We start from the raw sequence: 24,768 nt of genomic DNA on the forward strand, positions 1-24,768 counted from the left end.
GTTCAGCGGACGTTCTCGCGGGCGGCCCGGTAGAAGTCCTTCCAGCCCTCGCGCTCGCGGACCACGCCCTCCAGGTACTCGCGCCAGACCACCTGGTCGGCGACCGGGTCGCGCAGGACGGCCCCGAGGATGCCGGTGGTCACGTCACCGGCCCGGAGCACCCCGTCGCCGAAGTGCGCGGCCAACGCGAGGCCGTTGGTGACCACCGAGATCGCCTCGGCCGTCGACAGGGTGCTGCTCGGCGTCTTCACCTTCGTCCGCCCGTCGGCGGTGACGCCGTCCCGCAGCTCGCGGAAGACGGTGACCACCCGGCGGATCTCCTCCGCCCCGCCCGGCAGCTCCGGCAGGTCCAGCGAGCGGCCCAGCTGGCCGACCCGGCGGGTGACGATGTCGACCTCCTCGTCCAGCGTCGCGGGCAGTGGCAGCACCACCGTGTTGAACCGGCGGCGCAGCGCACTGGACAGCTCGTTGACGCCGCGGTCCCGGTCGTTCGCGGTGGCGATCAGGTTGAAGCCGCGGACCGCCTGGGTCTCACCGCCCAGCTCGGGCACCGGCAGGGTCTTCTCGGACAGGATGGTGATCAGGCTGTCCTGGACGTCGGCCGGGATCCGGGTCAGCTCCTCCACCCGGGCGATCTTGCCGTCGGCCATCGCCCGCATCACCGGGGAGGGCACCAGCGCGTCATGGCTGGGGCCGTGGGCGAGCAGCTGGGCGTAGTTCCAGCCGTACCGGACGGCCTCCTCGGGCGTGCCGGCGGTGCCCTGGACGAGCAGCGTGGAGTCCCCGCTGATCGCGGCCGCCAGATGCTCGGACACCCAGGTCTTGGCCGTCCCCGGCACCCCGAGCAGCAGCAGCGCCCGGTCGGTGGCCAGCGTGGTGACGGCGACCTCGACGATCCGGCGCGGGCCGATGTACTTGGGAGTGATCACGGTGCCGTCGGGCAGGGCCCCGCCCAGCAGGTAGGTGGCCACGGCCCACGGCGAGAGCCGCCAGCGCTCCGGGCGCGGGCGGTCGTCCTGCGCGGCGAGCGCGGCCAGCTCGGCGGCGAACGCGTCCTCGGCGTGCTCCCGCAGCACCTCGGCGGTGGTCGTCCCGGCGGTCGTCGCAGTCGTCATGGGGGCTCCTTCTGGTCTGCCGCCGGACACACCTGTGGCAGGGGTCGCGGGCGGCGGGGTGATCGATGGGGAGCATCGGCGCAGATGTCGTCCGGCCGGCGGGAGGGGCCCCGTCCGGCCTGCTCGAACAACCATGCACCCCGCCACTGACAACCGGCCCCGGACGGCTGACCGGCGGTCAGTTCGGCGGCCGCCGTTGTCAGTCCCTCCCCCTAGCGTCGTGGCCATGGAGGAACGCTGGAGCACCGAACACGTCCTGTCCCTGGCACCTGACGCCCCCTCACGCAAGGCCGCGGGCAAGCTGTCCTCGCCCGCGCCCTGGTCGGGCACGGGCACCGACGGCCAGGCTCTGTGGGGCGAGTGCAAGGGCAGCGGCAGCACGCCCTACCGGACGGTCGTCGAACTGACCACGCCCGCCTACCGGTGCAGCTGCCCGAGCCGCAAGTTCCCGTGCAAGCACGCCCTCGGGCTGCTCCTGCTGTGGAGCGGCAGCCCCGAGGCCGTCCCGGCCGGCGGCGAGCCCGCCGACTGGGCCGCCGACTGGCTGAAGGAGCGCCAGGAGCGCACCGAGCAGGCCGCCGAGCGGCGCACCGCCAAGGCCGAGGCGGCCGCCGCCGACCCGGCCGCCGCGCGGCGCCGGGCCGAGAAGCGCTCCGCCCGGGTCGCGGCCGGCGCGCAGGAGCTCAGGCTCCGCCTCGCCGACCGGATCCGGCACGGCCTGGCCGACGACGGCGCCGGCCGCTCGGGCTGGGAGGAGGTCGCCGCCCGGATGGTCGACGCCCAGGCCCCGGGCCTGGCCACCAAGGTCCGCGAGCTGGACCACACCGCGCAGGGCGACCTGCTGGAGGAGTACGCGATGCTGCACCTGCTGGCCACCGCCTACGGCCGGGTCGACGAACTGCCCGAGGCGCTCGGCGCCACCGTCCGGGCCCGGGTCGGCTTCACCACCGAGACGGCGGAGCTGCTCACCGGCCCCACCGTCCGGGACCGCTGGCAGGTCCTGGGGGTGCGGGACACCCCCGACGAGCGGCTGACCACCCGCCGGCTCTGGCTGCGCGGTGCCAAGACCGGCCGCCCGGCCCTGCTGCTCGCCTTCGGCCGCCCCGGCCAGGCCCCCGACCTGGCCCTGCCCACCGGCCAGGTGCTGGAGGCCGAGCTGGCCTTCCACCCCGGCGCCCGCCCGCTGCGCGCCGTCCTCGGCACCCGCCACGGCGCGCCGCAGCCCTCCGACGACGCCGTCCCCGCGGGCGTCTCCCCGGCCGAGGCGCTGGCCGGGTACGGCGCGGCCGTCGCCGAGGACCCGTGGACGGAGTCCTGGCCCACCGTGCTGACCGGGGTGATCCCGGTCCACGACGTCGACGGCTGGCACCTCACGGACGGCCGGGACACCCTGCGGCTGCACCGGGCCGGCCTGCCCGAGCCGGCCCTCTGGCGGCTCGCCGCCGTATCCGGGGGCCGCCCGGTCACCCTGTTCGGCGAGTGCGGCCACCGCGGCTTCACCCCCGTCACCGTCTGGGACGAGCTCGGCCGCCCGAGCGGCCTCACCCAGTAGGGCTCCGCCGCCGGCGCCCCTGCCCGGGTGCCGTGCGCACCGCCACCGCCCCGGAGCCCCCGACACCCGCAGCCACAGCCGCGCCCGCAGCCGACCGGCGCGGCCCGGCCACCACCCTTCAGGAGCCCGCACGTGACGGCCACCCGAACCGAACCCGCCGCCCAGGCCGACGCCTGGGAGGAGCTCCGGACCACCGCCCTGCTGGGCACCGACCGCCGCCCGCTGCCGGCGCCCGCCGGATCGCCGGCCCTGGTCGCCGCCGCGACCGCGGTCGACCGGACGGACCCGGCCACCGCCCTGCTGGAGCTGGCCGCCCTCACCGCCGTCCGGCGCCGGGCCGGCGCCAGGCCCGGCGCGGTGCAGCCCGCCGGGCCCGCCGCCCCGGCCGACCCGCGGCCCGAGCTGCCCGTGGCCGCCGCCCGCCGGCTCACCGTCCTGCTGGACGGCCGGTCCGGCAGCGCCGGCGGCACCCTCGCCAACCTCACCGAACTGCTCCCGCAGTGGCTCGCCACCGCCCGGGCCCGGGGCCTGCGCCCGCCCGCCGCGCTGCTGCCCGCCCTGCTGGACAGCGCCCGCGCCCGCAGCGAGCTGCGCGGGGACGCGGTCGCGCTGGCCGGCCCGCTCGGGCGCTGGCTGGCGGAGCGGAACCCCGACTGGCGCTTCGTCCTGCGCACCGTCACGGACGCCGCCGGCACGGGCGACCCGGCTGTCCCCACCAGCACGGGTGACCCGACCGGCACGGGTGACCCGGGTGCCGTCGGCGACCGTGCCGCCCCGGGCGACGAGCACCGGATCTGGCACGAGGGTCTGTTCGCCGAGCGCGTCACCCACCTGACCCGGCTGCGCCGCACCGACCCGGCGGCCGGACTCGACCTGCTGCGCGGCACCTGGACGACCGAACGGGCCGAGGACCGCCTGCTCTTCCTGGACGCCCTCCAGGACGGCCTCTCCCCGGCCGACGAACCCTTCCTGGAGGCCGCCCTCGGCGACCGCAGCAAGAACGTCCGCGCGACGGCCGCCGAACTGCTCTCCACCCTCGCCGGCTCCGCCCTCGCCACCCGGATGGCCGAGCGCGCCCGGGCCGCCGTGCGGCTCGCCGGCACCGGCCGCGCGCTGCTGGTCACCCCGCCATCCGAGTGCGACGCCGCGATGCAGCGGGACGGCGTGGCCCCCAAGTCGCCGACCGGGCGCGGCGAACGCGCCTGGTGGTTCGGCGAGATCGTCGCGGCCACCCCGCTGCGCACCTGGACGGACGACACCGGCCTGACACCCGCCCGGCTGCTCGGGCTGCCGGTCGGCGACGCCGGCCCGGACGGCAGCGGGACCGACCCGGCCGACGGCACCTGGACGGACGACCTGCGCGAGGGCTGGGCCAGGGCCGCCGTACGCCAGCACGACGCCGACTGGGCCCGCGCGCTGCTCGGCCCCGCCCCCAGGCCCGGGCGGGACGGCCGGACGGCACGCACCGCCGGGGCGCCCGCCAAGCTGCTCGCCGTCCTGCCCGCGCCCGAGCGGGCGGCCTGGACGGCCGCGTTCATCCAGGCGCACGGGCTGGGCGAGGCCTTCCAGCTGCTGGGGGCGTGCGCCACCCCGTGGACGCCCCCGCTCTCCACCGCCGTGGTGGCCGCCCTGGAACGGGCGGCCAGCTCGGGGACGTACCCGTGGAGCCACAGCGGGGTCCTCGGGATGACCGAGCGGGCACTCGCCCCGGAGGCCGCCCCCGCCGTGGAGGCACTGGCGTCGGACGCCGCACCGGACACCGCCTGGGCGGAGACCTTCGCCCGGCTCGCCGGGACCTTGCGCTTCCGGGCCGCGATGCTGGCCGAGCTCGACGTCTGAGCCCCGGAGCCCGGCCGGGGACGCGCAGGCAGCGCGCGAACACCCGGGAAAGGCGACAGGGCGCCCCCGGGCGAATCCGGTGGCGCCCTGCCGGCGGCTACGGGAGCCGGGCCGCCGCGGCCGTCAGCCGGCGGCCCGCAGGTTCGCCTCGACCCAGGCCACCACGTCCCGGGTGGGGGTGCCCGGCGTGAAGATGTCCGCGACGCCGAGCGCCTTGAGCTCGATGATGTCCTCCTCGGGGATGATCCCGCCGCAGAACACCTTGATGTCCGCCGCGTCCCGCTCCCGGAGCAGCTCCAGCACCCGCGCGCAGAGCGTCATGTGGGCGCCCGAGAGGATCGAGAGGCCGATGCCGTCCGCGTCCTCCTGGATCGCGGTGTCCACGACCTGCTCGGGAGTCTGGTGCAGGCCCGTGTAGATGACCTCCATGCCGGCGTCGCGCAGCGCGCGGGCGATCACCTTGGCACCACGGTCGTGACCGTCCAGCCCCGGCTTGGCCACCACTACGCGGATCGGCCCTGACACACCCATCACTGCCTCCTGGACGACGTTGTCCACCACCCCTGCGGATTGTGTCCGGTCCGGGTGTTGTTAACCATCGATAACTAAACCTGAGGGGAGGTTAGCGCCCAGGGGGCCGGTTGGTCGTTTCGCCCTTCCAAGGGAGGGGAAAATCACAGCACCGCGTGTTCGCCGCGGCCCCACCCTGCGCCCCCCGGGCTCCCGCGTGCCCGGGCGGGCCCCGCCGTACCCGCCACCCGCACCACAGGGACCCCGACCGGGGACGCACGACCGGGAACGCACCGCCGCACCCGATACCGGCCCCGGGCCACGGCGGCCGCTCACCGGCCGGCCGCGCCCGGCCGACGGGGCCACCCGTCCCGTCACCCCGTGCCGCCCGACCGGGCGCCCCGCCCCCGCCGCCGACCCCGGGGAGCCGCCGCATGTCCGTTCCCTTCCAGCGAGCCGCCGACGCCGTCCGGGGCGCCGGGGCCGAGGCCGCCGCCATCGCGGGCCACCTGGTCCGCTACCCCACCGGCGTGGGCGACGAGCCCCGCCCGGCTCCGGGACGCCCCTGCCCGCCGGAGCACGACGGGCCCGCGCCGGGGCCCGGGGGCGCACCCGCGAGCGGCCGGCCGCACCACGGGCCGGTGCTGTTCCTGCACGGCTTCGCCGACAACCGCGCGGTCTTCCACCCCCTGCTGCGGGCCCTGCGCCGGGACGGCTGGACGCATCTGCACGCCCTCAACCACTCCCCGCTGACCGGTGACGTGCGGACCGCCGCCGTGCTGCTCGGCCGGCACGTGGAGTGGGCCCGCCGGGCGCACCGGGGCGCGCCGGTGGCCCTGGTCGGGCACAGCCTGGGCGGGCTGATCGCCCGGTACTACGTCCAGCGCCTCTGCGGGGACGAGCACGTGCCGACCGTGATCACCCTGGCCGCCCCGCACGAGGGGACGCTCGCCGCGCACCTGCCCAACCCGTTCCCGATCACCCGGCAGATGAGGCCCGGCAGCGACCTGCTGGCCGAGCTGCGGCAGCCGGCGGCGCAGTGCCGCACCCGGTTCACGGCCTTCTGGGGCGAGCTGGACGAGGTCGTGCTGCCCGCCCGCAACGGCCGGCTGCGGCACCCCGATCTGGCGGCCGAGAACATCATGGTCCCGGGCGCCGGCCATGCGGCCCTGCCGGTGGACCGCCGGGTGGTGGACGGCGTGCGCCGGATCCTGGCCGCCGCGGAGGCCGTCGGCGCCGACGGACGGGTGGACGGGCAACTGCCCGGCCAACCGGGCGGACGGTCGGAGCAGCCCCCGACCGAACCGCCGGCCGACCGTCTGTCGGCCTGACCACGGGGCCTCGGCCTGACCCGGGGGCTGTCGGCCTGCCCCGGGATGTCGGTCTGACCCGGGCTCTCGGCCTGATCCCGGGGCCGCCACGGGGGCACCATGCCGCCGCCCCCGTGCCCCGCGGGACACGCCCGCCGCACCGCACCGACACGCCATCGCCACAGCGCCGGAGCGATCCGGCTGCCTGAATGGCCGTCAGCCCTCTTGACATCCGGACTTTTGTCCGGACTCCGCCAGGGCGGCTACAGTCTCGCCTGTTTTCCCCCTCACCCGAGGACCACCAGGAGGCACCGCCCGATGGCTGACGCAGTCCGCCCCACCCGCGCGGAACTGCGGGTGGCCGCCCGCGCGCAGTCGCGCGCGGAGCGCCGCGGCGCCGCGAAGGCCGCCACCCGCACGGCCCTGCTCGGTGTCGCACTGCCCTCGCTGGCCGCCCTCGGCGTGGCCGGCGCCGCGGCCGTCACGGTGCGGGGCGACGCCGACCGCTCGACGGTCGCCGGGCCCGCCACCGAGGCCGCCCCGGCCGCGGCCCCCGACGACGGCCGGACGCCCGACGCGGCCGGCGGGACGGACGCCGGGCGCGCCGCCCGCGGCGAGGCCCGTCCCCCGCTGTCCGCCCAGGAGCCGGTGGCGGCGCCCACCGAGACCGCGCCGGCCCCGGCGCCCGTCCCGGAGCGCCCCAAGGTGTCGCTGCCGGTGGAGCTGCACGGCCTGAGCGCCACCTACGGCGAGGCCGGTACGCACTGGACGGCACGGCACACCGGGATCGACTTCCCCGTCCAGGGCGGGACACCGGTGATGGCGGTCACCGACGGCACCGTCCGCACGCAGTGGAACTCGGCGTACGGCTACATGGCCATAGTGAAGGCCCCGGACGGCACCGAGACCTGGTACTGCCACCTGCGCACCTACAAGGTCCGCAAGGGCCAGGTAAAGGCCGGCGACGTGATCGCCTACTCGGGCAGCAGCGGCAACAGCACCGGCCCGCACCTGCACTTCGAGGTCCGCCCCGACGGCGGCGCCCCGATCGACCCGCTGCCCTGGCTGCTCGGCCAGGGGCTCGACCCGCGCTGAAACCGGCCCGGCACCCGCAGGCCGACCACCCAAGGCCGACCACCGGCAGGCCGAGCACCGGGACGGCCCGGCCCGGGGCCACCGCCCCGGTCCGGTGCGGACCCTAGAGCTTCTCCACCGGCGCGTAGCGCAGCAGCAGCTGCTTGCGGCCGGCGGTGCCGAAGTCCACGGTGGCCTGCGCCTTGTCGCCGACACCGGCCGTCGCCACCACCGTGCCGAGGCCGAAGGTGTCGTGGGTGACGCGGTCGCCGACCGCCAGGCCGACCACCTCGCGCTCGGTGACCCGGCGGGCCGACTGGCCCCAGCCGGCCTTCGGCGAGGCGGTGGTCACGGCCCCGCGCGAACCGCCGCGCGAGCCGCCGCTGCCCGCGGTGAACCCGCCGGAGCCCGAGCCGCCCGAGTAGCCGCGCGAGGGCGGCGCCGAGGCCGCGCCCTTGCGCTTCCAGTCAACCAGCGGCTCCGGGATCTCCTCCAGGAACCGCGAGGCCGGGTTGTACGAGGGCTGGCCCCAGGCGCTGCGCAGCACCGACCTGGTCAGGTAGAGCCGCTGCCGGGCCCGGGTCAGGCCGACGTAGGCGAGCCGCCGCTCCTCCTCCAGCTCCTTGACCTGGTTGAGCGCCCGCATGTGCGGGAAGATGCCGTCCTCCATGCCGGTCAGGAAGACGACGGGGAACTCCAGGCCCTTGGCGGTGTGCAGGGTCATCATCGTGATGACACCCGCGCCCTCGTCGTCCTCCGGGATCTGGTCCGAGTCGGCGACCAGCGCGACCCGCTCCAGGAAGTCGGCCAGCGAGCCGAGCGGCGGGGTGGCGTCGCCCTCCTCGGCCTCCGGGCGCTCGCCCGGGTCCTGCTCGTACTCCAGGGCCACCGAGGCGAGCTCCTGGAGGTTCTCCACCCGGGTCTCGTCCTGCGGGTCGGTGGAGGACTGCAGCTCGGCGAGGTAGCCGGTCTCCTCCAGCACCGCCTCCAGCACCGCGGCCGGGCCGGCGCCGGACTCGACGATCTGGCGCAGCCCGGCCATCAGGGTGTTGAACTTCTTCACCGCGTTGGCGGAGCGCGAGGCCATCCCGTACGCCTCGTCCACCCGGACGAGCGCCTGCGCGAAGCTGATCCGCTCGCGGGCGGCGAGGGCGTCGATCATCGCCTCGGCCCGGTCGCCGATGCCCCGCTTGGGGACGTTGAGGATCCGGCGCAGCGGCACGGTGTCCTCGGGGTTGGAGAGCACCCGCAGGTAGGCGAGGACGTCCCGGACCTCCTTGCGCTCGTAGAAGCGGACGCCGCCGACCACCTTGTACGGCAGGCCGACCCGGATGAACACCTCCTCGAACACCCGGGACTGCGCGTTCGTCCGGTAGAAGATCGCCACGTCGCCGGGGCGGGCGTCGCCCGCGTCGGTGAGCCGGTCGATCTCGTCGGCGATGAACTGGGCCTCGCCGTGCTCGTCGTCCGCGACGTAGCCGACGACCTTCTCGCCGTCCTCGCCGGCCGTCCAGAGCTTCTTCTCGCGGCGGCTGGTGTTCCGCTCGATGACCGCGTTGGCGGCGCTCAGGATGGTCTGGGTGGAGCGGTAGTTCTGCTCCAGCAGGATGGTGGTGGCGTTCGGGTAGTCCTCCTCGAACTGGAGGATGTTGCGGATCGTCGCGCCGCGGAAGGCGTAGATCGACTGGTCCGCGTCACCGACGACGCACAGCTCGGCCGGCGGCACCTCGGCCGCCGCCGCGGCCGCCGGGTTCACCAGGTCGCCGTCCACGGTGCGCTTCGGCGCCGCGGTGGCGGTGCCGCCGCTGAGCTCGCGGACCAGCATGTACTGGGCGTGGTTGGTGTCCTGGTACTCGTCGACCAGGATGTGCCGGAACCGGCGGCGGTAGTACTCGGCGACGGCGGGGAAGGCCTGCAGCAGGTTCACCGTGGTCATGATGATGTCGTCGAAGTCCAGCGCGTTGGCCTCGCGCAGGCGCCGCTGGTAGAGGAAGTACGCCTCGGCGAGCTTCTTCTCGGTCGGGTTGGCCGCCTGGGCGGAGTAGGTCTCCTCGTCGATCAGCTCGTTCTTGAGGTTGCTGATCTTCGAGGTGAAGGACTTCGGCGGGTACTGCTTGGGGTCGAGGTCCAGGTCCCGGCAGACCAGGCCCATCAACCGCTGCGAGTCCGCCGAGTCGTAGATGGAGAAGCTCGACGTGAAGCCGAGCAGCTTGCTCTCCCGGCGCAGGATCCGCACGCAGGCGCTGTGGAAGGTCGACACCCACATCGCCCGGGCCCGCGGGCCGACCAGCTGCTCGACGCGCTCACGCATCTCGCCGGCGGCCTTGTTGGTGAAGGTGATCGCCAGGATCTCGCCGGGCTGCACGTGGCGGGCGCCGAGCAGGTAGGCGATGCGGTGGGTCAGCACCCGGGTCTTGCCGGAGCCGGCGCCGGCCACGATCAGCAGCGGCGCGCCCGCGTGCAGGACCGCCTCGCGCTGCGGGTCGTTCATGCCCTCCAGCAGCTGGGCCGGGTCGATCACGGTCCGGGCGTGGCCGTTGCGGTAGTAGGCGTCGCGCTCGGTCTGCGCGGCGTAGTCCGTGCGGAAGAGGTCGGCCGGGATGGCCTCCTCGTACGCGGGGTACGGGACGTCCTCCTCGTACGGCGGCGGCTCCTCGTCGACGGGCGGGTCGAAGGGTTCGTCCAGGGGCGCGGCACCCGCGGCGGCGGGCCGCTTCGGGCCGGCGGGCTTCCGGGCGGCGGGCAGCTCGAAGCCGGGGAGCGGGAGGTCGTCAAAGAGGCTACTCATGGCACTCCGAGTCTATGACCCAGGACCGACAACACCGGCCGGGTCACCGGGCCAGCCGGTCCGGTCGGGCTCCGACCGGACCGGCACCCCGTTGCGCCGCCACCCGGCACCGGAACGGACAGTTCCGGACAGATCGGGGCAGGGCCGTGACGTGCGGCCCGTCCGGCCCGCCATGGCGCTAGCGTCCCCGTCCTGAGCCGGTCGGTGGCGGGCGGACCGGGCCGGCCCGAGCCGGCCGGTCCACCCGCCGGACGAAAGGAGGACGCCGCCATGGCGTCGCACAGGAAACCCAGGCGCAGCACGCTCACCGGCCGGGCCCGCCGGACGGCCGCCACCGTCGCCGGGGCGGCCGCCGCCTCCGCCACCGTCCTCGCCCCCGCCGGGCACGCCGAGCCGCGGCCGGCCCCCGAACAGGTCCGGGCGCAACTGGACCAGCTGTACCAGGAGGCCGAGCAGGCCACCCAGCGCTACGACGGGGCGAAGGAGCAGACCGAGGCGCTGCAGAAGCAGGTGACCGCCCTGCAGGACGAGGTCGCCCGGCGGGCCGCCGCGATGGACGCCGGCCGCGAGCGGCTCGGCGAGCTGGCCGCCGAGCAGTACCGCGACGGCGGCTTCCCGCCCGGGCTCCAGCTCGCCCTCTCGGACGACCCTCGGCAGTTCCTGCAGCGCGCCGGCATGCTCGACCAGGCCGGCGCCGTCGAGCGCCAGGCACTGGCGGAGTTCGGCCGGCAGCGCCTGGCCCTGGACACCAGCACGGCCGAGGCCCGGCTGCGGCTCGCCGACCTCGACGCCCGGCAGCGCGAGCTGGCCGCCGAGAAGGCCACCGTCCAGGACCGGCTGGGCCGGGCGCAGGCCCTGCTCGCCCGGCTCACCGCCGAGCAGCACGGCAGCCTCGACCGGGCCTCCCGCGACGGCACGCGCACCGACCTGGACCCGGGCCTGGACCCGGGCCTGGCCCCGGACGTCGACCCCGGCGCCCCATTCGCCTCCGGCCGGGCCGTCGAGGCGATCGCCTTCGCCCGCGCCCAGCTCGGCAAGCCGTACGTCTGGGGCGCCACCGGCCCCGGCTCGTACGACTGCTCCGGCCTGGTCCAGGCCGCCTGGGCCGCCGCCGGGGTCAGCCTGCCGCGCACCACCTACGACCAGATCGACGCCGCCCGGCGCGTCCGGAGGGACCAGCTGCAGCCCGGTGACCTGGTGTTCTTCTACCCGGGCGTCACCCACGTCGGCCTGTACAGCGGCGGCGGCCGGATGATCCACGCGCCGCATCCCGGCGCTCCGGTGCGCTACGAGAGCATCGACGTGATGCCCTTCGCGGGCGCCGTCCGGCCGTCCTGACCGCACGCCGGGACGTCGTCCGAAAAAACTTCGACCCCACCTGCAACCTCCGGGGCGGACGGACGTCTTTAGGGATGAAGGGCACGGAGAGCGAGACCGGCGCAGCCGGGGGGCGCACTCCGCTCGTAGCGAGCGGGCCGATCACCTTCACCCACCACGTCGTCAGCACCACGCCTCTGGGGAACACATCATGCGCGCGTCCGGTATCTCCGCTTTCACGAAGAACGCCCCCTTGATCTCCCGCCGCTCCAAGATCGTCGGCCTGGCCGCCACCCTGCTCCTCGGCGGCGCCGTCCAGCTGCTCCCCGCGGACGCCGCCTGGGCCTGCGCCGACGGCCGGCTGACCGGTGGCGCCGTGGTCCACGACGGCATCCACCCGGTCGCGCCCGACGCCGCCTTCACCGCCGACAGCGCCGGCTCGGTCGACGCGGGCGGCGCCTGGGCCTCGTTCGGCGTCAGCATCCACAACACCACCGGCGAGATGCAGTCCGGTGTGCGCCCCAGCTTCGGGATCCACTCCCCCGGTCAGGCGAAGGCCCTGACGCCGCAGGACGTGCGGGTGGAGATGCTGGTGCCGGGCGGCGGCTGGGAGCCGCTGAAGCTCTCGGTCAACTGCACCGGCGTGGTGGAGGCCGAGCCGGCGTACCGGCAGCGCCTGGACGACGGCGGCACCGCGGTGGTCCGGATCCGGATGGCGCTGACGGCCGGCGCCCCCAAGGACCGCACCGACCTCCAGGTGCTGACCGACAGCCACACCGCCACCTCCGAGACCCCGGGGCGGACCGACCGCCGCACGGTGAGGATCAGCCGCCCGGCGGCCGAGCCCACCGCCAAGACCACCCCCACCGGCAAGGCCACCCCCACCGCGAAGGCCCCGGCCCCGGTCGCGACGCCCACCTCGACCGTCGCACCGGCCGCCGTCGCCGCCCCGGCACCCGCCACCGGCGCCCCGGCCACCGCGGCCGCCGCACCCTCGGCCGCGCCCGCCCGACTGGCGGAGACCGGCGGCAGCCGCAGCACCGGCCCGCTGATCGGCGCCGGCGGCGCCCTCGTCCTGCTCGGCGCCGGCGGCGTCCTGGTCGCCCGTCGCCGCGCCCGCGGCTGACCCCTCGACCGCACGCGCGCCGGACCTGCACCGGGCCCGCCGCTCCGTCACCGGAGCGGCGGGCCCGCGTCGTACGTGAACCCCCGTCAGACCAGCCGGCGCGCCGTCGCCCAGCGGGTCAGCTCGTGACGGTTGCTCAGCTGGAGCTTGCGCAGCACCGCCGAGACGTGGCTCTCCACCGTCTTCACCGAGATGAACAGCTGCTTGGCGATCTCCTTGTACGCGTAGCCGCGGGCGATCAGCCGCAGCACCTCGCGCTCGCGCTGGGTCAGCCGGTCGAGGTCCTCGTCCACCGGCGGGGTGTCGGTGGCGGCGAAGGCGTCCAGGACGAAGCCGGCCAGTCGCGGCGAGAAGACGGCGTCGCCGTCGGAGATCCGGAAGATCGCGTTCACCAGGTCGGTCCCGGTGATGGTCTTGGTGACGTAGCCGCGGGCGCCGCCGCGGATCACCCCGATCACGTCCTCGGCCGCGTCCGAGACGGACAGCGCGAGGAAGCGCACCCCCTGCGGGTCCGCCATCAGCGCGGCGGAGCGCCGCAGCACCTCGGCCCCGCCGCCGCCGGGCAGGTGGACGTCGAGCAGCACCACGTCCGGCCTGGTCTCGGCGACCACCCGGACCGCCGACTCGACGTCGTCGGCCTCGCCGACCACGTCGATCCCGGTCGCCTCGGTGCGGCCGATCTCGGCCCGCACCCCCGTGCGGAACATCCGGTGGTCGTCCACCAGGACCACCCGGGCCACCCTCCCCGCGCCTTCGGCCGGGGGTACCCCCATGGCCCCACCTGCAGGCTCAGTCATCTGCTCTCTCCATCTCCAGCTCGACCTCGGTCCCGCCGTCGGGCGCGGGCCGCACCCTCGCGGTGCCGCCGTTGCGCTTCATCCGGCCGACGATCGACTCGCGAACGCCCATCCGGTCCTCCGGCACCTCGTCCGGGTCGAAGCCGGGCCCGTGGTCGCGTACGAAGACGGACACCGTGCGCCCCTCCACCTCGGCGTAGACCTGGACCGGTCCCCCGCCACCGTACTTGGCCGCGTTGACCATCGCCTCCCTCGCGGCCCGCATCTGTGCCGAGATCCGCTCGTCCATCGGGCAGTCGCCGACGCAGACCAGCTCCACCGGCACCCCGTGCCGGTCCTCGACCTCGGCGACCACCTCGCGGATCCGCTCGGCCAGGGTGTCCGGCGCGTCCTCGGCGGCGGCCTCCGGCCGGTAGAGCCACAGGCGCAGCTCGCGCTCCTGCGCGCGGGCCAGCCGGAGCACCTCCTTCGGGTCCTCCGCCCGGCGCTGGATCAGCGTGAGGGTGTGCAGCACCGAGTCGTGGACGTGCGCGGCGATCTCGGCCCGCTCCTGGGCCCGGATCCGGGCGGTGCGCTCGGCGCCGAGGTCCTGCCACATCCGCAGCGCGTACGGGCCGACCAGGACCAGCACACCGGCGAGGACGGCGATCGAGGCCTCGATCACCGAACCGATGGTGGAGCCGGTGCCCTGCAGGATCAGGAAGCCGATGATGCCCGCCACCACCAGCAGCACACCGGCGCCGACCCGGGTGTAGGCCCCGCGCCGCCGCTCACCCTCCTCCAGGCCGAACCAGCGCTGCCAGCGCGAGTCGTCGGCCTGGCGCCAGACCAGCGCGACACCGACGCCGATCGCCAGCAGCGGCCAGGTGTACGGCTTGGCGGTCTGGATGTTCAGGGCGTTCAGCAGCGCCATGATGCCGATCACCAGCATCACCAGGGCGGCGAGCTGGCCCAGCCCCTGCTTCCCGGCGCCGTCGCGCTCGGCGGGCGCCGCGGCCCCCTCCTGGGCAGGGGGGGCGGCCGCGGCGGGCAGCGCCGGCTCGCCCTGGAAGGTCCGCTGCAGCAGCTCCCGCAGCCGGGCCACCCGGCCCGGACCGCCCTTGCGCAGCGCACTGCCGCTCTGGCCCGGCGCGGCGGGCACGAACGCGCCGTCGACGTACGCCCAGTGGGCGGCGCTGCCCGGGGCCGGCTCGCCGATGCCGATCGGCACCACGAACCAGAACGCCGCGTACAGCAGGGCGCCGATCCCCTGCGCGAAGAAGAGCAGCACGAACGCGGCCCGCACCCAGGTGACCGGCAGCCCGAGGTGCACGGCGAGGCCGTGCGCGACCCCGCCGAGCATCCGCCCGTGCGGGCTGCGGTAGAGCCGGCGGTAGGGCGGGCGGCCCTCGGCCGGGGAGGCCGGGTCGCCGCCCGCCGCCGACGGGGTGTCAGGGACGTGGGGTTTGGGATCGGTACCGGGTGCTGCCACGCCACCGATGGTCACACGCGCGCGGGCCCGGGCGCATCAGGGTGAGCCCCGAGGATCTCTCAGGGACAAGTCAGGGTCCGGACAGGGCCGGGAACGGTTGGGCAACCGCCCGCGGGCCACCAGGATGGAGGCATGACGGACGACCACACGCCGGGGGCGGGGCCGCTCTCCCCGCCGGAGACCGAGCGCCCCCCGCTGACCCGCAGCGAGCACCACCGGGTGGTGGCCGGCGTGTGCGGCGGTCTGGGCCGGCACCTGGACATCGACCCGGTGGTGTTCCGGGTCGTGATCGCGGTGCTCTGCCTCTCCGGCGGGCTCGGCCTCTTCCTGTACGGGCTGGCCTGGCTGGTGATGCCGGTCGAGCCCGGGGAGGGTCGGGACGGGCGCACCGAGCTGCAGCGGGTGCTGACCGGCCGGGTGGACGGCCAGTCGATCGGCGCGGTCCTGCTGACCGTGATCGGCACCGGCGTCTTCTTCTCCTCGATGGGCGACGGCGACCAGCTCTTCCCGCTGCTGCTGCTCGGCGGCCTGGTCTTCCTCGCGGTGCGCCACGACCCCGAGCAGCGGCGCGGCGGGCGGCAGCGCCGGCGCCGCCGGGGCCGGCGCCACGGCGGCCCCTACGACCGGCTGTACGCCCGGGCGCCCTTCGGGGACGGACCGGCGGTGACGGACGCCACGGCCGGGGGCGAGGACCGGCAGGACGCGGACGCCCGGGCCCGGCACGCCCGGGAGCGCGAGGCCGGGACCGTCCCCCTGGACACCCCGCACCCCGGCCCGACCGGCTACCTCTGGGATCCGCGCCACCCGGAGCGCAACCCGTACGCCGGCCCGTACCCCGGCCCGGCCGCGGCGCCCGGCGCACCGGCCCGGCCCTGGTGGCAGCGGACCGACCTGCCCGAGGGCGACCCGCTGCGCAAGGCCCCCGCGGCGGCCCCCGCCGGGCGGCCCTCGCCGCCCGCGCGCTGCCGCGACCGCTCCTTCCTGGGCCCGCTCGGCCTGCTGGTGACGGTGGGGGTCTGCGCGGCGGTCTGGGTGCGCCCCGGCGGCCTCGGCAAGGACGTGCTGCTCACCACCGTGCTGGCGGCGCTGCTGCTCGGGATCGGCCTGACCCTGCTGGTCGGCGCGAAGTTCGGCCGGGCCCGGGGGCTGGTGGTGCCCGCCCTGCTGCTGACCGTCGCGCTGGCCACCACCGGCCACTCCCGGGTGACGGTCGGCGACGCCTTCGGCGACCGGGTCTGGGCCCCGGCGACCGCGGGCGAGCTGCACGGGGAGTACCGGCTGGGCGCCGGCAGCGCGACGCTCGACCTGCGCGGGCTGGACCCGGCCGGGGCCACCCTGAGCACGACCGTCCGGGTCGGCGCGGGCGACCTGACGGTCCTGGTACCCCCGGATGTCCTGGTCGACGTGCGGGCGAGGCACATCCTCGGCAACGTACAGATCACCGGGATCGACGACACCGGTGACAGCAACGACCGCAGTTACGAACTGCACCCGCTGAACGGGCAGGCACCGAAGGGGACGCTCGACCTCTCGCTGACGGTCGGGCTCGGCGACATCAAGGTGGTCCAGGCATGAGGAAGCACCGGCTCGACCTGTTCTCGCTGATCGCGGGGGCCCTCTTCACCGTGGTGGCCACGCTCTACCTGGTGGCCTCGCTGAACGACTTCTCGGTGAACGGGCGGATAGTCATCCCGGTGACGTTCATCGTGCTCGGCACCGCGGGCCTGGCCGGCGCGGTGCTGGCGATGGCCCGGCGCGGCCGCACCGAGGCGCCCGCGGCCCCGCGGACGGCGCCCGGTGCCCCCGGCACCCCCGAGGGCGACCTGGACGCCCACCTGCGCGAGCTGGGCCTGCTGGACGGCGAGCGCCCCGGGGCGGACGGCCGCTGAGCCGTCCCCACCGGGGCGCCGGGCCCGCTCCGCGCGGGCCTCCTCCCTGCCGTGCGGCCCCCGCGGGGCCGGGTCAGGCCTGCAGCGGACCGAGGTTGAGCTTGTCGCCCTCCTTGGTCACGGCGTACTTGGGCAGCGGCTTGGTCGCCGGGCCGTTGATCACCGCGCCGGTGGCGGCGTCGAACTTCGAGCCGTGGCAGGGGCAGTACATCTGGCCGTTCTTCGGGGCGTCGACCGCGCAGCCGGAGTGCGTGCAGACCGAGGAGAAGGCGCAGTACCGGCCGGCGGTCGGCTGGACCATGTAGACGGCGTCGCCGGTGGCCGGGTCCTTGACCTGGGCCGAGCCGCCGACCGGGACTGCCGAGACCGCGACCGAGACCACCGGGCCGGCCGGCACCGGGGTCGGCGCCGCCGTCTGCCGCGGCTTGACCGTCCTGTCCCGTCCGAAGGTCGCCGTCAGCGATCCGGCGAGGAGCCCGGCGCCGCCGATCGCCACCGCCGCGATCGAGCCGTCCACCAGGGACCGGCGCCGGATCTGCCGGCCGCCCAGGCCCCGGGCGCGGTCCCGGCCGGCCCGCGCGGCGAGGTAGCCGTCCACCGAGAGGTACGGGGTGCCGGCCAGCACCAGGGGGGTCCAGGCCATCAGGTAGGCCAGGTCGTTGCCCAGGTAGTACGGCGTGACGCCCCAGCTGACGGTGAACCAGAGGCTGGCGCTGATCAGCGCACCGCCGGCGGCCGCGATCCGGCCCCAGAGGCCGAACAGGGTGCCCAGCCCGACCGCCAGCTCGCCGAAGGCGATCAGCAGGGCGAAGAAGGTGGGCTGGTCCAGGGCGGGCCCGAGCAGGAAGGAGATCGGGCTGGCCGCCTTCACCGCCTGGGTCTGCGAGACGAACGAGGCCGGGTCGCCCGCGCCGGCCAGGTAGTGCGCGTCCGAGAGCTTGTCCAACGCGGCGTACACGAAGGTCACGCCGAGGAACAGCCGCAGCGGCAGCAGCGCGTACTGCGAGGCGAGCCGCCTGAGCCGCTCCACCCGGTCGCCGCCACCGGGCTCCGTACCGCCCGGCCGGTCGTTGCTGGCCTGCGACATGCCTCCACCTTCCCTCTCGGCCCGTCAGCCCCCTGACAGATCCGGTCCGATTCTGCCCGTTGCCGAGCGCTTTCGGTGGGAGGGCCCACCCGACGGGCGGCCCCCGCACCGCGAACGGCCGCGCCGTCGCTCCCATGGATACGGGTGCGACGGCGCGGCTGTTCAGTCCGGCGGGAGACCTACTCCCACTCGATGGTGCCCGGCGGCTTGCTGGTGACGTCCAGCACCACGCGGTTCACCTCGTCGACCTCGTTGGTGATCCGGGTCGAGATCTTCGCCAGCACCTCGTAGGGCACCCGCGACCAGTCGGCCGTCATGGCGTCCTCGGAGGAGACCGGGCGCAGCACGATCGGGTGGCCGTAGGTACGGCCGTCACCCTGCACGCCGACGCTGCGGACGTCGGCCAGCAGCACGACCGGGCACTGCCAGATCGAACGGTCCAGGCCGGCCGCGGTGAGCTCCTCGCGGGCGATGGCGTCGGCCTCGCGCAGCAGGTCCAGGCGCTCCTTGGTGACCTCGCCGACGATCCGGATGCCCAGGCCCGGGCCGGGGAACGGCTGGCGCTGGACGATCTCCTCCGGCAGGCCGAGCTCCTGGCCGACCATCCGGACCTCGTCCTTGAACAGCTTGCGCAGCGGCTCGATCAGCTCGAACTCGATGTCGTCGGGCAGGCCGCCGACGTTGTGGTGCGACTTGATGTTCGCGGTGCCGGTGCCGCCGCCGGACTCGACCACGTCCGGGTAGAGCGTGCCCTGCACCAGGAACGCGACGTCCTCGCCGGACGCGCCGGCCTCGGCCACGATCTCGGCCTGGGCCTGCTCGAAGACCCGGATGAACTCGCGGCCGATGATCTTCCGCTTGGTCTCGGGGTCGCTCACCCCGGCGAGGGCGGCGAGGAAGCGCTCCTCGGCGTCGACGACCTTCAACTGGATGCCGGTGGCCGCGACGAAGTCCTTCTCGACCTGCTCGGTCTCGCCCTTGCGCATCAGGCCGTGGTCCACGTACACGCAGGTCAGCTGCGAGCCGATGGCCTTCTGCACCAGCGCCGCGGCGACCGCGGAGTCGACACCGCCGGAGAGCCCGCAGATCGCGCGCTTGCTGCCGACCTGCTCGCGGATGAGCGCGACCTGCTCCTCCACCACGTTGGTGGTGGTCCAGTTCGGCTCGATGCCCGCGCCCCGGTAGAGGAAGTGCTCCAGCACCTGCTGGCCGTGCGTGGAGTGCATCACCTCGGGGTGGTACTGGACCCCGTACAGCTTCTTCTCGTCGTTCTCGAAGGCCGCGACCGGGACCACGTCGGTGGACGCGGTGACGGTGAAGCCTTCCGGCGCGGCCGAGCAGGCGTCGCCGTGCGACATCCACACCGACTGCTCGGCCGGGGTGCCCTCGAAGAGGGTCGAGCCGGTCTTGGAGACGAGCAGCGGGGTACGGCCGTACTCCCGGGCGCCGTTGTCGTCGACGGTGCCGCCCAGCGTGGTGGCCATCAGCTGGAAGCCGTAGCACATGCCGAAGACCGGGACGCCGGACTCGAACAGCGACCGGTCGACGGTCGGAGCGCCCTCGGCGTACACGGACGACGGGCCGCCGGAGAGGATGATCGCCCGGGGGTTCTTGGCCAGCATCTCTTCCACGGGCATCGTGCTCGGCACGATCTCGCTGTAGACCCGGGCCTCACGGACGCGGCGGGCGATGAGCTGGGCGTACTGGGCGCCGAAGTCGACGACCAGGACGGTGTCGGCCGGCGGTACGGAGTGGTCGGGGGTAGCAGAGGACACGAACGGCCTTCCGGCAGCGGAACGGGAGGTGCCACACGCCACGGCGCCCGGCAGGGCGGCGGCGGGTGGTATGTGGGGGTGTCGGCCCCCAGTCTACCGGCCCGCCCGGGGCCTCCCGCTTCACCCGGTACGTCACCCTGTTGGCACCGTGACCGCCCGGGCCGCCGGCTCGTTTCTCCTCACGACCGTACGACCGCGTCGCACCCGCCTGGTGCGCCGCCTCGGCCCCGCAGTCCGGGGGCGGTTCCGTACGGGCTTGCAGGACCACGCGTGGAGCTCATCGCCAGTCCACCGGCGCACGTGGCGCCGCCGCCCTCCCGGTCAGCCGGGGGGACGGCCCGCCGTGGGACCGTGCGCGGGTGCCGCGACCGGACAGCAGGGGACAGCGACCCCGGCCGCGACTGGGTCCAAGGAGGTGGGGCGGCCTGCGCCCGGGGACGCCCGGACGCAGGCCGCCGCACCGCCGACCCGACCCGTCCCGACCCGACCCGGCGCGCAGGCGTCCCCCGCGCGCCCCCGTACCCGTCCCGCGGGCCGCCTCCCGTCACCCCTGTCCCGGGGCCGGCCGGAGTACCCGACAGCGCCGACGGCGCGCGTCCCCGGCACCGCGCGCCGCTACGCGCGTCCCCGTGCGCTCCGGCCCGCGGACCACTACGCAACGTGATCATCACCCGTCGTACCCGGACCCTCCAGGGAGCCCCCGCCGGCCGCTCCGGCAGGCCCGGGCGGACCTCCCTACCGGCCTCCCGGCGGGCCTGCGCGCGGGGCTCCCGGCGAAATGGACTGTGCCGAACTGCGTCGAACCGGTTGCAGAGCAAGGGGCCCGTCCAGCACGATGCTGAGGGAGGGGGTTCGCCCGGCGACCGCGGTCAGGTCGGCGGCGGGTCCGTGCCGGTGCCGCCGCAACCCGACGGCGACAACGGTCATCACCTCACGCTCCGTGAGCGTCGGCCCGTCCCGGCAGGCGCGGCGGACCGCGCACGACCGCGCACACGCGCCGCACGCCGGCTCACCCACGCCGGCCGCGCGCGACATCCGAAGCCATCCGCCGCGACGGCGCTCTTCCCCCGGCGCCGTCACCACAGCACCGGCGCAGCCCTGACGCCGAGTGCTGAGCGACAAAGGGCCCCGTTCCCCCGCGGGGCCCTTTGCCCTTTTCCGGTGGCCCTTCTCCGGCGCGCGCCGCTACGAGTCCGCCGGGTCCTGCTTGCGCCAGACCGAGGAGTCCTCGGCCGCGGTGCGGTCGCCGGCCGCCGGCCGCGCCCCGTCGTGCGCCTCCCGGCTCCGCCCGCCGACGTCCAGCGCGTCCGGTCCGTGCACGTCCGGTCCGTGCGAGTCCAGCAGGTCGCTCGGCGCGGGCACCACCGGGGCCGGCACCCCGGCGTCCGCCCCGCCGCCGGCGTACCCGCCCTGCGCGGGCACCACCGGCGCACCCGTCGCGGGCACGCCCGGGCCGGCGGCCGGCCGGCGCACCCCCAGCATGGCGAGCAGCGGCGGCAGCGCCAGCGCGCCCGCCGCGGCCCAGAGCAGGTTCGCCGCCAGCACGCCGCCGAAGGCCAGACCCACCGAGGACTTCTCCCCGCCGATCCGTGAGGCGACGCTCCCCGCGCCCGTCCCCTCGGTGGTCAGCACGGCCCCCGCCAGCAGGATCAGCAGGCTCAGCGCGACGCCGTGGACCACCGCGAGCCGGATCCGGTCCACCGTGTCAAACCGGCGGCGGAACGCCGTCCAGCCGAGCAGGGCCGCCGTCACCAGGGCCAGCAGGCCCGTCCAGCGCCAGTCGCCCGGCAGGTCCTTCAGGTCGAAGAAGGAGTACTGGAACCGGCCGGGCGAGTAGCCGTCCCCGTCGTACCCCGACACCGCGTAGTTCTGCCGGCCCGCCTCGAAGGTCGCCCCCGAGCCGAAGCCGAGCAGCAGCAGGCCGAGGTTCGGCAGGAACGCCAGCGAGGCGAGGGTCAGCCCGCCCTCGCCCTGCGCCGCGACGATCACGAAGGCCGCCACCGAGGCGAGGGCGACCACCGTCGCGATCACCCGCCCCGCCGTCAGCCCGGCCACCGCCCAGCCGCGCACCCCGGCGTTGCGCCAGGCCGCCCAGCGCAGGGCGTCCGTCCCGTACACGGCCAGGGCGATCAGCCCGGCCAGCAGGAAGGTCCAGCCGAGGGCCTGCACCCAGCCGGCGTCCAGCTCGAAGGCGGGGCCGCCGAACAGCCCCTCGTACCGGTCCTCGTCGTAGCTCCCGCGGCCGCGCTCGGCCGGCTGCCACCGGGTCCCGCAGAGCAGGCCCAGCAGCAGCGTGACGGCGGCCGCCACCAGCCCCGTCCTGGCCGCCTCGCCGAAGGCGAACCGCCGGCCCGCCTGGCCGCCGGTCCGGGCCTGCCGGCGGCGCAGCCCGGACCGCAGCCCGGCCCAGAGCGCCAGCGCCCACAGCAGGGTGACCGTCATCGGGAGGACCCGCACGGTGTACGCCAGCGACATCGACGTCCGCCCGCCGCCCATCGACACCAGGCCCTCGAAGGGCGCGCCGAGCGCGGCCAGGGCCGCCGCCAGGGCGCCGCCGTAACGGGTGCCGAACGGAGCCGGGAACTCGCCACCGTAGCTGCCCGGAACGGCCGCCAGCAGAGCGGCGAGCAGCAGCACCAGGGTCGGTGCGACCACCACCCGCAGCGCCGGACGCCAGTCCGAGCCGGTGAACCAGCGCAGCGCGGCGGGCTGCTCCGCTCCCGCGGCCAGCGGGGTGCCCGCACCCCAACTGCCCACCGCCGGGGCGGCGGTGGGCTGCGGCGGGGCCGGCGCGGCCACGGGAGGCGCGGTCGGCGGCGCGGCGGGCGGCACCGGCACCGCTGCGGCGGGCGGCCCGGCCGGCGGCGCGAAGGACGCCGCGGCCGGCGCCGCGACCGGCCCTGCGAGCGGCGGCGCCGAGGGCGGTGGTGGTGGCGGCGCGAGCGGCCGGTCGCAGGAGGCGCAGCGCCGCGCCCCCTGCGCCGAAGCAGCCCCGCACGATGCACAGATGGCCATAGCCGCGTCCCCCGTCGTCGCAAGCCCTCGATGAGCCCCTGTTTATCCCACCGGCCGTCCGAGACTGTCAACCGCCGACGGTACGGGCCCGAACTCCCGCCCGGGAGCGGTCAGTCCAGCTCCGCCGGGGCCGGCCTGGCCGGCACCGCGGGTACCGCGAGCAGCGGCAGCCGCAGCTCCCCGAAGGCACCCTTCGGCACCGCCGGCCGCACCGGGGCCACCGCCGCGACCCGGCGGTAGTCCTCGCCCTGCGCCGGTCGGGGGTCCGCCTCGCCCTTGTTGGGCCACATCGACATGGCGCGCTCGGCCTGCGCGGTGATCGTCAGCGAGGGGTTGACCCCGAGGTTCGCCGAGACCGCCGAACCGTCCACCACGCTGATCCCCGGGTACCCGTAGAGCCGGTGGTACGGGTCGACCACACCGGTCCGAGGGGCGTCCCCGATCGGGCAGCCGCCGAGGAAGTGCGCGGTCATCGGGATGTCGAAGATCTCCCCGACCGTGCTGCCGGGGAACCCGTTGATCTCCGCCGCGAGCGCCTTGGCGCCCTCCTCGGCGGCCGGGATCCAGGTCGGGTTCGGCTCGCCGTGGCCCTGCCGGGAGGTCAGCTTGCCCTTGCCGAGCCCCTTGGTCTTCAGCGAGACGGTGATCGAGTTGTCCAGCGACTGCATCACCAGGCCGATGATGGTCTTCTCCGACCACCGGTGCAGGCTCATCGAGCGGGCGAAGTTGACCGGGTGGGTGGCCGCCGTGATCGCGTACGTCAGCCAGCGGGGCGCCCGGCCGCCGCCGGGGACCTGCTGCACCGAGAGCGCGCCCATCGCGTTGGAGCCCTTGCCGTAGCGGACCGGCTCGATGTGGGTGTTGGCGTTGGGGTGGATCGAGGAGGTGATCGCGACGCCCTTGGTGAAGTCCGCCTTCGAGCCGTAGCGCCGGTCGTTGGTCTGCGCCCCCACCAGGGCCTCGGAGTTGGTGCGGGTGAGCTCGCCGAGCCGGGCCGAGATGCCGGGCAGGTGACCGCCGTCGCGCATCCGGTGCAGCAGGCTCTGGGTGCCGTAGGTGCCCGCCGCGACCACCACCCGGGCCGCCGTGATCGTCCGGGCGCCGGCCTTCACGCGGTCCCGGGAGCGCGAGTCGGTGCGCCGCACGTCGACCGCGAAGCCCTCCCCCTGCTCCCGGATCCGGGACACCGTGGTGAGCGGGTGGATCTCGGCGCCGTTGCGCTCGGCCAGGTAGAGGTAGTTCTCGGTGAGCATGTTCTTGGCGCCGTGCCGGCAGCCGGTCATGCACTCGCCGCACTCGGTGCAGGCCCGCCGCCGGGGCCCTGCGCCGCCGAAGTACGGGTCCTCGCTCTCCGCGCCGGGCGCGGCCTTCGCGGTGCCGTCGGAGTCCTTGCCGTCACCGAAGAACACCCCGACCGGCGCCAGGTGGAAGGTGTCCCCGACGCCCATCTTCTCGGCCGCCGCCCTGAGGTGGACGTCGGCCGGGGTGACGGTCGGGTTGAGCCGGACGCCGAGCATCCGCTGCGCCTGGTCGTAGAACGGCGCCAGCTCCTCCTGCCAGTCGGTGATGTGGCTCCACTGGCGGTCCTCGAAGAACGGCTTCGGCGGCACGTACAGGGTGTTGGCGTAGTTGAGCGAGCCGCCGCCGACGCCCGCGCCGGCCAGGATCAGCACGTTCGCCAGCAGGTGGATCCGCTGGATGCCGTACAGGCCGAGGGCCGGCGCCCAGAGGTAGTTCCTGGTGTCCCAGGAGGTGGCCGGGAGTTCGTCCGCCCGGAACCGGCGGCCGGCCTCCAGGACGGCGACCCGGTACCCCTTCTCGGTGAGCCGCAGGGCGGTGACCGAGCCGCCGAAGCCGGAGCCGACCACCACCACGTCGTAGTCGAACTCGTCGGCCTCCGCGGGCTGCCGCCCCGCCGGGGTCGCTTCCGGTGCCACTGCCATCGCCCGCTGCTCCTTCGCGTTACCGGCCGGCGCACCACCGGCCTACCGATCGACTGCCGGGCCCGTCCGGGTACCCGGACGGGCGGACGGACGCCCTGTCGCCCGCCCTGCCCGGGACCGCCCGCCCGTCGGGCCCGGCACAACCAGGCCCGGCACAACC

General features: G+C 75.7%; 17 protein-coding genes and 1 pseudogene. 8 read left to right on the plus strand and 10 right to left on the minus strand.

Annotation, left to right across the window (positions count from 1 at the left end):
* Positions 1-2: 2 nt before the first annotated feature.
* On the minus strand, positions 3-1,115 hold the full coding sequence (locus J2S46_RS16725; RefSeq protein ID WP_191289695.1) for an ATP-binding protein: 1,113 nt from the start codon (positions 1,113-1,115) through the stop codon (positions 3-5).
* Between the two features lie 226 nt (positions 1,116-1,341).
* On the opposite strand from J2S46_RS16725, the gene J2S46_RS16730 reads away from it, so the two are divergent.
* Together J2S46_RS16730 and J2S46_RS16735 are read left to right on the plus strand one after the other, a co-directional pair.
* Complete coding sequence (locus J2S46_RS16730) at positions 1,342-2,667, plus strand: SWIM zinc finger family protein (protein ID WP_191289694.1); 1,326 nt, start codon at positions 1,342-1,344, stop codon at positions 2,665-2,667.
* A 132-nt stretch (positions 2,668-2,799) separates the two neighbouring features.
* Positions 2,800-4,506, plus strand: coding sequence for a DUF5691 domain-containing protein (locus J2S46_RS16735; RefSeq protein ID WP_191289693.1), 1,707 nt, complete (start codon positions 2,800-2,802; stop codon positions 4,504-4,506).
* Between the two features lie 123 nt (positions 4,507-4,629).
* On the opposite strand, the gene icmB is transcribed toward J2S46_RS16735, so the two are convergent.
* Positions 4,630-5,037 carry a coenzyme B12-dependent isobutyryl CoA mutase small subunit gene (gene icmB, locus J2S46_RS16740; RefSeq protein WP_191289784.1) on the minus strand — a complete coding sequence of 136 codons (408 nt, stop codon included), beginning with the start codon at positions 5,035-5,037 and terminating at the stop codon, positions 4,630-4,632.
* Positions 5,038-5,450: 413 nt separating this feature from the next.
* Between icmB and J2S46_RS16745 the strand changes: the two genes are divergently transcribed.
* The gene (locus J2S46_RS16745) at positions 5,451-6,347 is read left to right on the plus strand and encodes an esterase/lipase family protein (protein ID WP_191289692.1); all 897 of its coding nucleotides are present in this window, start codon (positions 5,451-5,453) and stop codon (positions 6,345-6,347) included.
* A 297-nt stretch (positions 6,348-6,644) separates the two neighbouring features.
* Complete coding sequence (locus J2S46_RS16750) at positions 6,645-7,421, plus strand: M23 family metallopeptidase (RefSeq protein ID WP_229912644.1); 777 nt, start codon at positions 6,645-6,647, stop codon at positions 7,419-7,421.
* 103 nt (positions 7,422-7,524) lie between these two features.
* On the opposite strand, the gene pcrA is transcribed toward J2S46_RS16750, so the two are convergent.
* Positions 7,525-10,188 carry a DNA helicase PcrA gene (gene pcrA / locus J2S46_RS16755; RefSeq protein WP_191289690.1) on the minus strand — a complete coding sequence of 888 codons (2,664 nt, stop codon included), beginning with the start codon at positions 10,186-10,188 and terminating at the stop codon, positions 7,525-7,527.
* A 270-nt stretch (positions 10,189-10,458) separates the two neighbouring features.
* Here pcrA and J2S46_RS16760 point away from each other — a divergent pair, with 270 nt between their 5' ends.
* A complete protein-coding gene (locus tag J2S46_RS16760; protein ID WP_191289689.1) occupies positions 10,459-11,526 on the plus strand; it encodes a C40 family peptidase in 1,068 nt (355 codons plus the stop codon).
* A 190-nt stretch (positions 11,527-11,716) separates the two neighbouring features.
* Positions 11,717-12,631 carry a hypothetical protein gene (locus J2S46_RS16765; protein WP_191289688.1) on the plus strand — a complete coding sequence of 305 codons (915 nt, stop codon included), beginning with the start codon at positions 11,717-11,719 and terminating at the stop codon, positions 12,629-12,631.
* A gap of 86 nt (positions 12,632-12,717) precedes the next feature.
* On the opposite strand, the gene J2S46_RS16770 is transcribed toward J2S46_RS16765, so the two are convergent.
* The gene (locus tag J2S46_RS16770; RefSeq protein ID WP_307350368.1) at positions 12,718-13,404 is read right to left on the minus strand and encodes a LuxR C-terminal-related transcriptional regulator; all 687 of its coding nucleotides are present in this window, start codon (positions 13,402-13,404) and stop codon (positions 12,718-12,720) included.
* Positions 13,405-13,420: 16 nt separating this feature from the next.
* A complete protein-coding gene (locus J2S46_RS16775) occupies positions 13,421-14,899 on the minus strand; it encodes a PspC domain-containing protein (RefSeq protein ID WP_229912643.1) in 1,479 nt (492 codons plus the stop codon).
* Between the two features lie 132 nt (positions 14,900-15,031).
* On the opposite strand from J2S46_RS16775, the gene J2S46_RS16780 reads away from it, so the two are divergent.
* Together J2S46_RS16780 and J2S46_RS16785 are read left to right on the plus strand one after the other, a co-directional pair.
* Positions 15,032-16,474: a PspC domain-containing protein gene (locus J2S46_RS16780; protein WP_191289686.1), complete on the plus strand. Its 1,443-nt coding sequence runs from the start codon at positions 15,032-15,034 to the stop codon at positions 16,472-16,474.
* The gene (locus tag J2S46_RS16785) at positions 16,471-16,788 is read left to right on the plus strand and encodes a hypothetical protein (RefSeq protein ID WP_191289685.1); all 318 of its coding nucleotides are present in this window, start codon (positions 16,471-16,473) and stop codon (positions 16,786-16,788) included. The genes J2S46_RS16780 and J2S46_RS16785 overlap by 4 nt, the downstream gene beginning before the upstream one ends.
* Before the next feature lie 73 nt (positions 16,789-16,861).
* On the opposite strand, the gene J2S46_RS16790 is transcribed toward J2S46_RS16785, so the two are convergent.
* From J2S46_RS16790 to J2S46_RS16810, 5 genes and pseudogenes are all read right to left on the minus strand, one after another.
* Positions 16,862-17,305 carry a Rieske (2Fe-2S) protein gene (locus J2S46_RS16790; protein WP_370882315.1) on the minus strand — a complete coding sequence of 148 codons (444 nt, stop codon included), beginning with the start codon at positions 17,303-17,305 and terminating at the stop codon, positions 16,862-16,864.
* A 48-nt stretch (positions 17,306-17,353) separates the two neighbouring features.
* Positions 17,354-17,875: pseudogene (locus J2S46_RS16795) on the minus strand (DoxX family protein); the annotation flags it as partial.
* Positions 17,876-18,054: 179 nt separating this feature from the next.
* Positions 18,055-19,650 carry a glutamine-hydrolyzing GMP synthase gene (gene guaA, locus J2S46_RS16800; RefSeq protein ID WP_073924259.1) on the minus strand — a complete coding sequence of 532 codons (1,596 nt, stop codon included), beginning with the start codon at positions 19,648-19,650 and terminating at the stop codon, positions 18,055-18,057.
* Positions 19,651-20,835: 1,185 nt separating this feature from the next.
* Positions 20,836-22,449: a hypothetical protein gene (locus J2S46_RS16805; protein ID WP_307350372.1), complete on the minus strand. Its 1,614-nt coding sequence runs from the start codon at positions 22,447-22,449 to the stop codon at positions 20,836-20,838.
* A gap of 326 nt (positions 22,450-22,775) precedes the next feature.
* The gene (locus J2S46_RS16810) at positions 22,776-24,608 is read right to left on the minus strand and encodes a GMC family oxidoreductase (protein WP_191289682.1); all 1,833 of its coding nucleotides are present in this window, start codon (positions 24,606-24,608) and stop codon (positions 22,776-22,778) included.
* Between the last annotated feature and the right edge of the window lie 160 nt (positions 24,609-24,768).

The organism is Kitasatospora herbaricolor (assembly GCF_030813695.1).
In the GTDB taxonomy this organism is placed as follows: domain Bacteria; phylum Actinomycetota; class Actinomycetes; order Streptomycetales; family Streptomycetaceae; genus Kitasatospora; species Kitasatospora herbaricolor.

Coding starts and splice junctions, on each gene's coding strand:
- J2S46_RS16725 (WP_191289695.1), bottom strand. CDS start 1,115: ATGACGACTGCGACGACCGCCGGGACGACCACCGCCGAGGTGCTGCGG.
- J2S46_RS16730 (WP_191289694.1), top strand. CDS start 1,342: ATGGAGGAACGCTGGAGCACCGAACACGTCCTGTCCCTGGCACCTGAC.
- icmB (WP_191289784.1), bottom strand. CDS start 5,037: ATGGGTGTGTCAGGGCCGATCCGCGTAGTGGTGGCCAAGCCGGGGCTG.
- J2S46_RS16745 (WP_191289692.1), top strand. CDS start 5,451: ATGTCCGTTCCCTTCCAGCGAGCCGCCGACGCCGTCCGGGGCGCCGGG.
- J2S46_RS16750 (WP_229912644.1), top strand. CDS start 6,645: ATGGCTGACGCAGTCCGCCCCACCCGCGCGGAACTGCGGGTGGCCGCC.
- pcrA (WP_191289690.1), bottom strand. CDS start 10,188: ATGAGTAGCCTCTTTGACGACCTCCCGCTCCCCGGCTTCGAGCTGCCC.
- J2S46_RS16760 (WP_191289689.1), top strand. CDS start 10,459: ATGGCGTCGCACAGGAAACCCAGGCGCAGCACGCTCACCGGCCGGGCC.
- J2S46_RS16765 (WP_191289688.1), top strand. CDS start 11,717: ATGCGCGCGTCCGGTATCTCCGCTTTCACGAAGAACGCCCCCTTGATC.
- J2S46_RS16770 (WP_307350368.1), bottom strand. CDS start 13,404: ATGGGGGTACCCCCGGCCGAAGGCGCGGGGAGGGTGGCCCGGGTGGTC.
- J2S46_RS16780 (WP_191289686.1), top strand. CDS start 15,032: ATGACGGACGACCACACGCCGGGGGCGGGGCCGCTCTCCCCGCCGGAG.
- J2S46_RS16785 (WP_191289685.1), top strand. CDS start 16,471: ATGAGGAAGCACCGGCTCGACCTGTTCTCGCTGATCGCGGGGGCCCTC.
- J2S46_RS16810 (WP_191289682.1), bottom strand. CDS start 24,608: ATGGCAGTGGCACCGGAAGCGACCCCGGCGGGGCGGCAGCCCGCGGAG.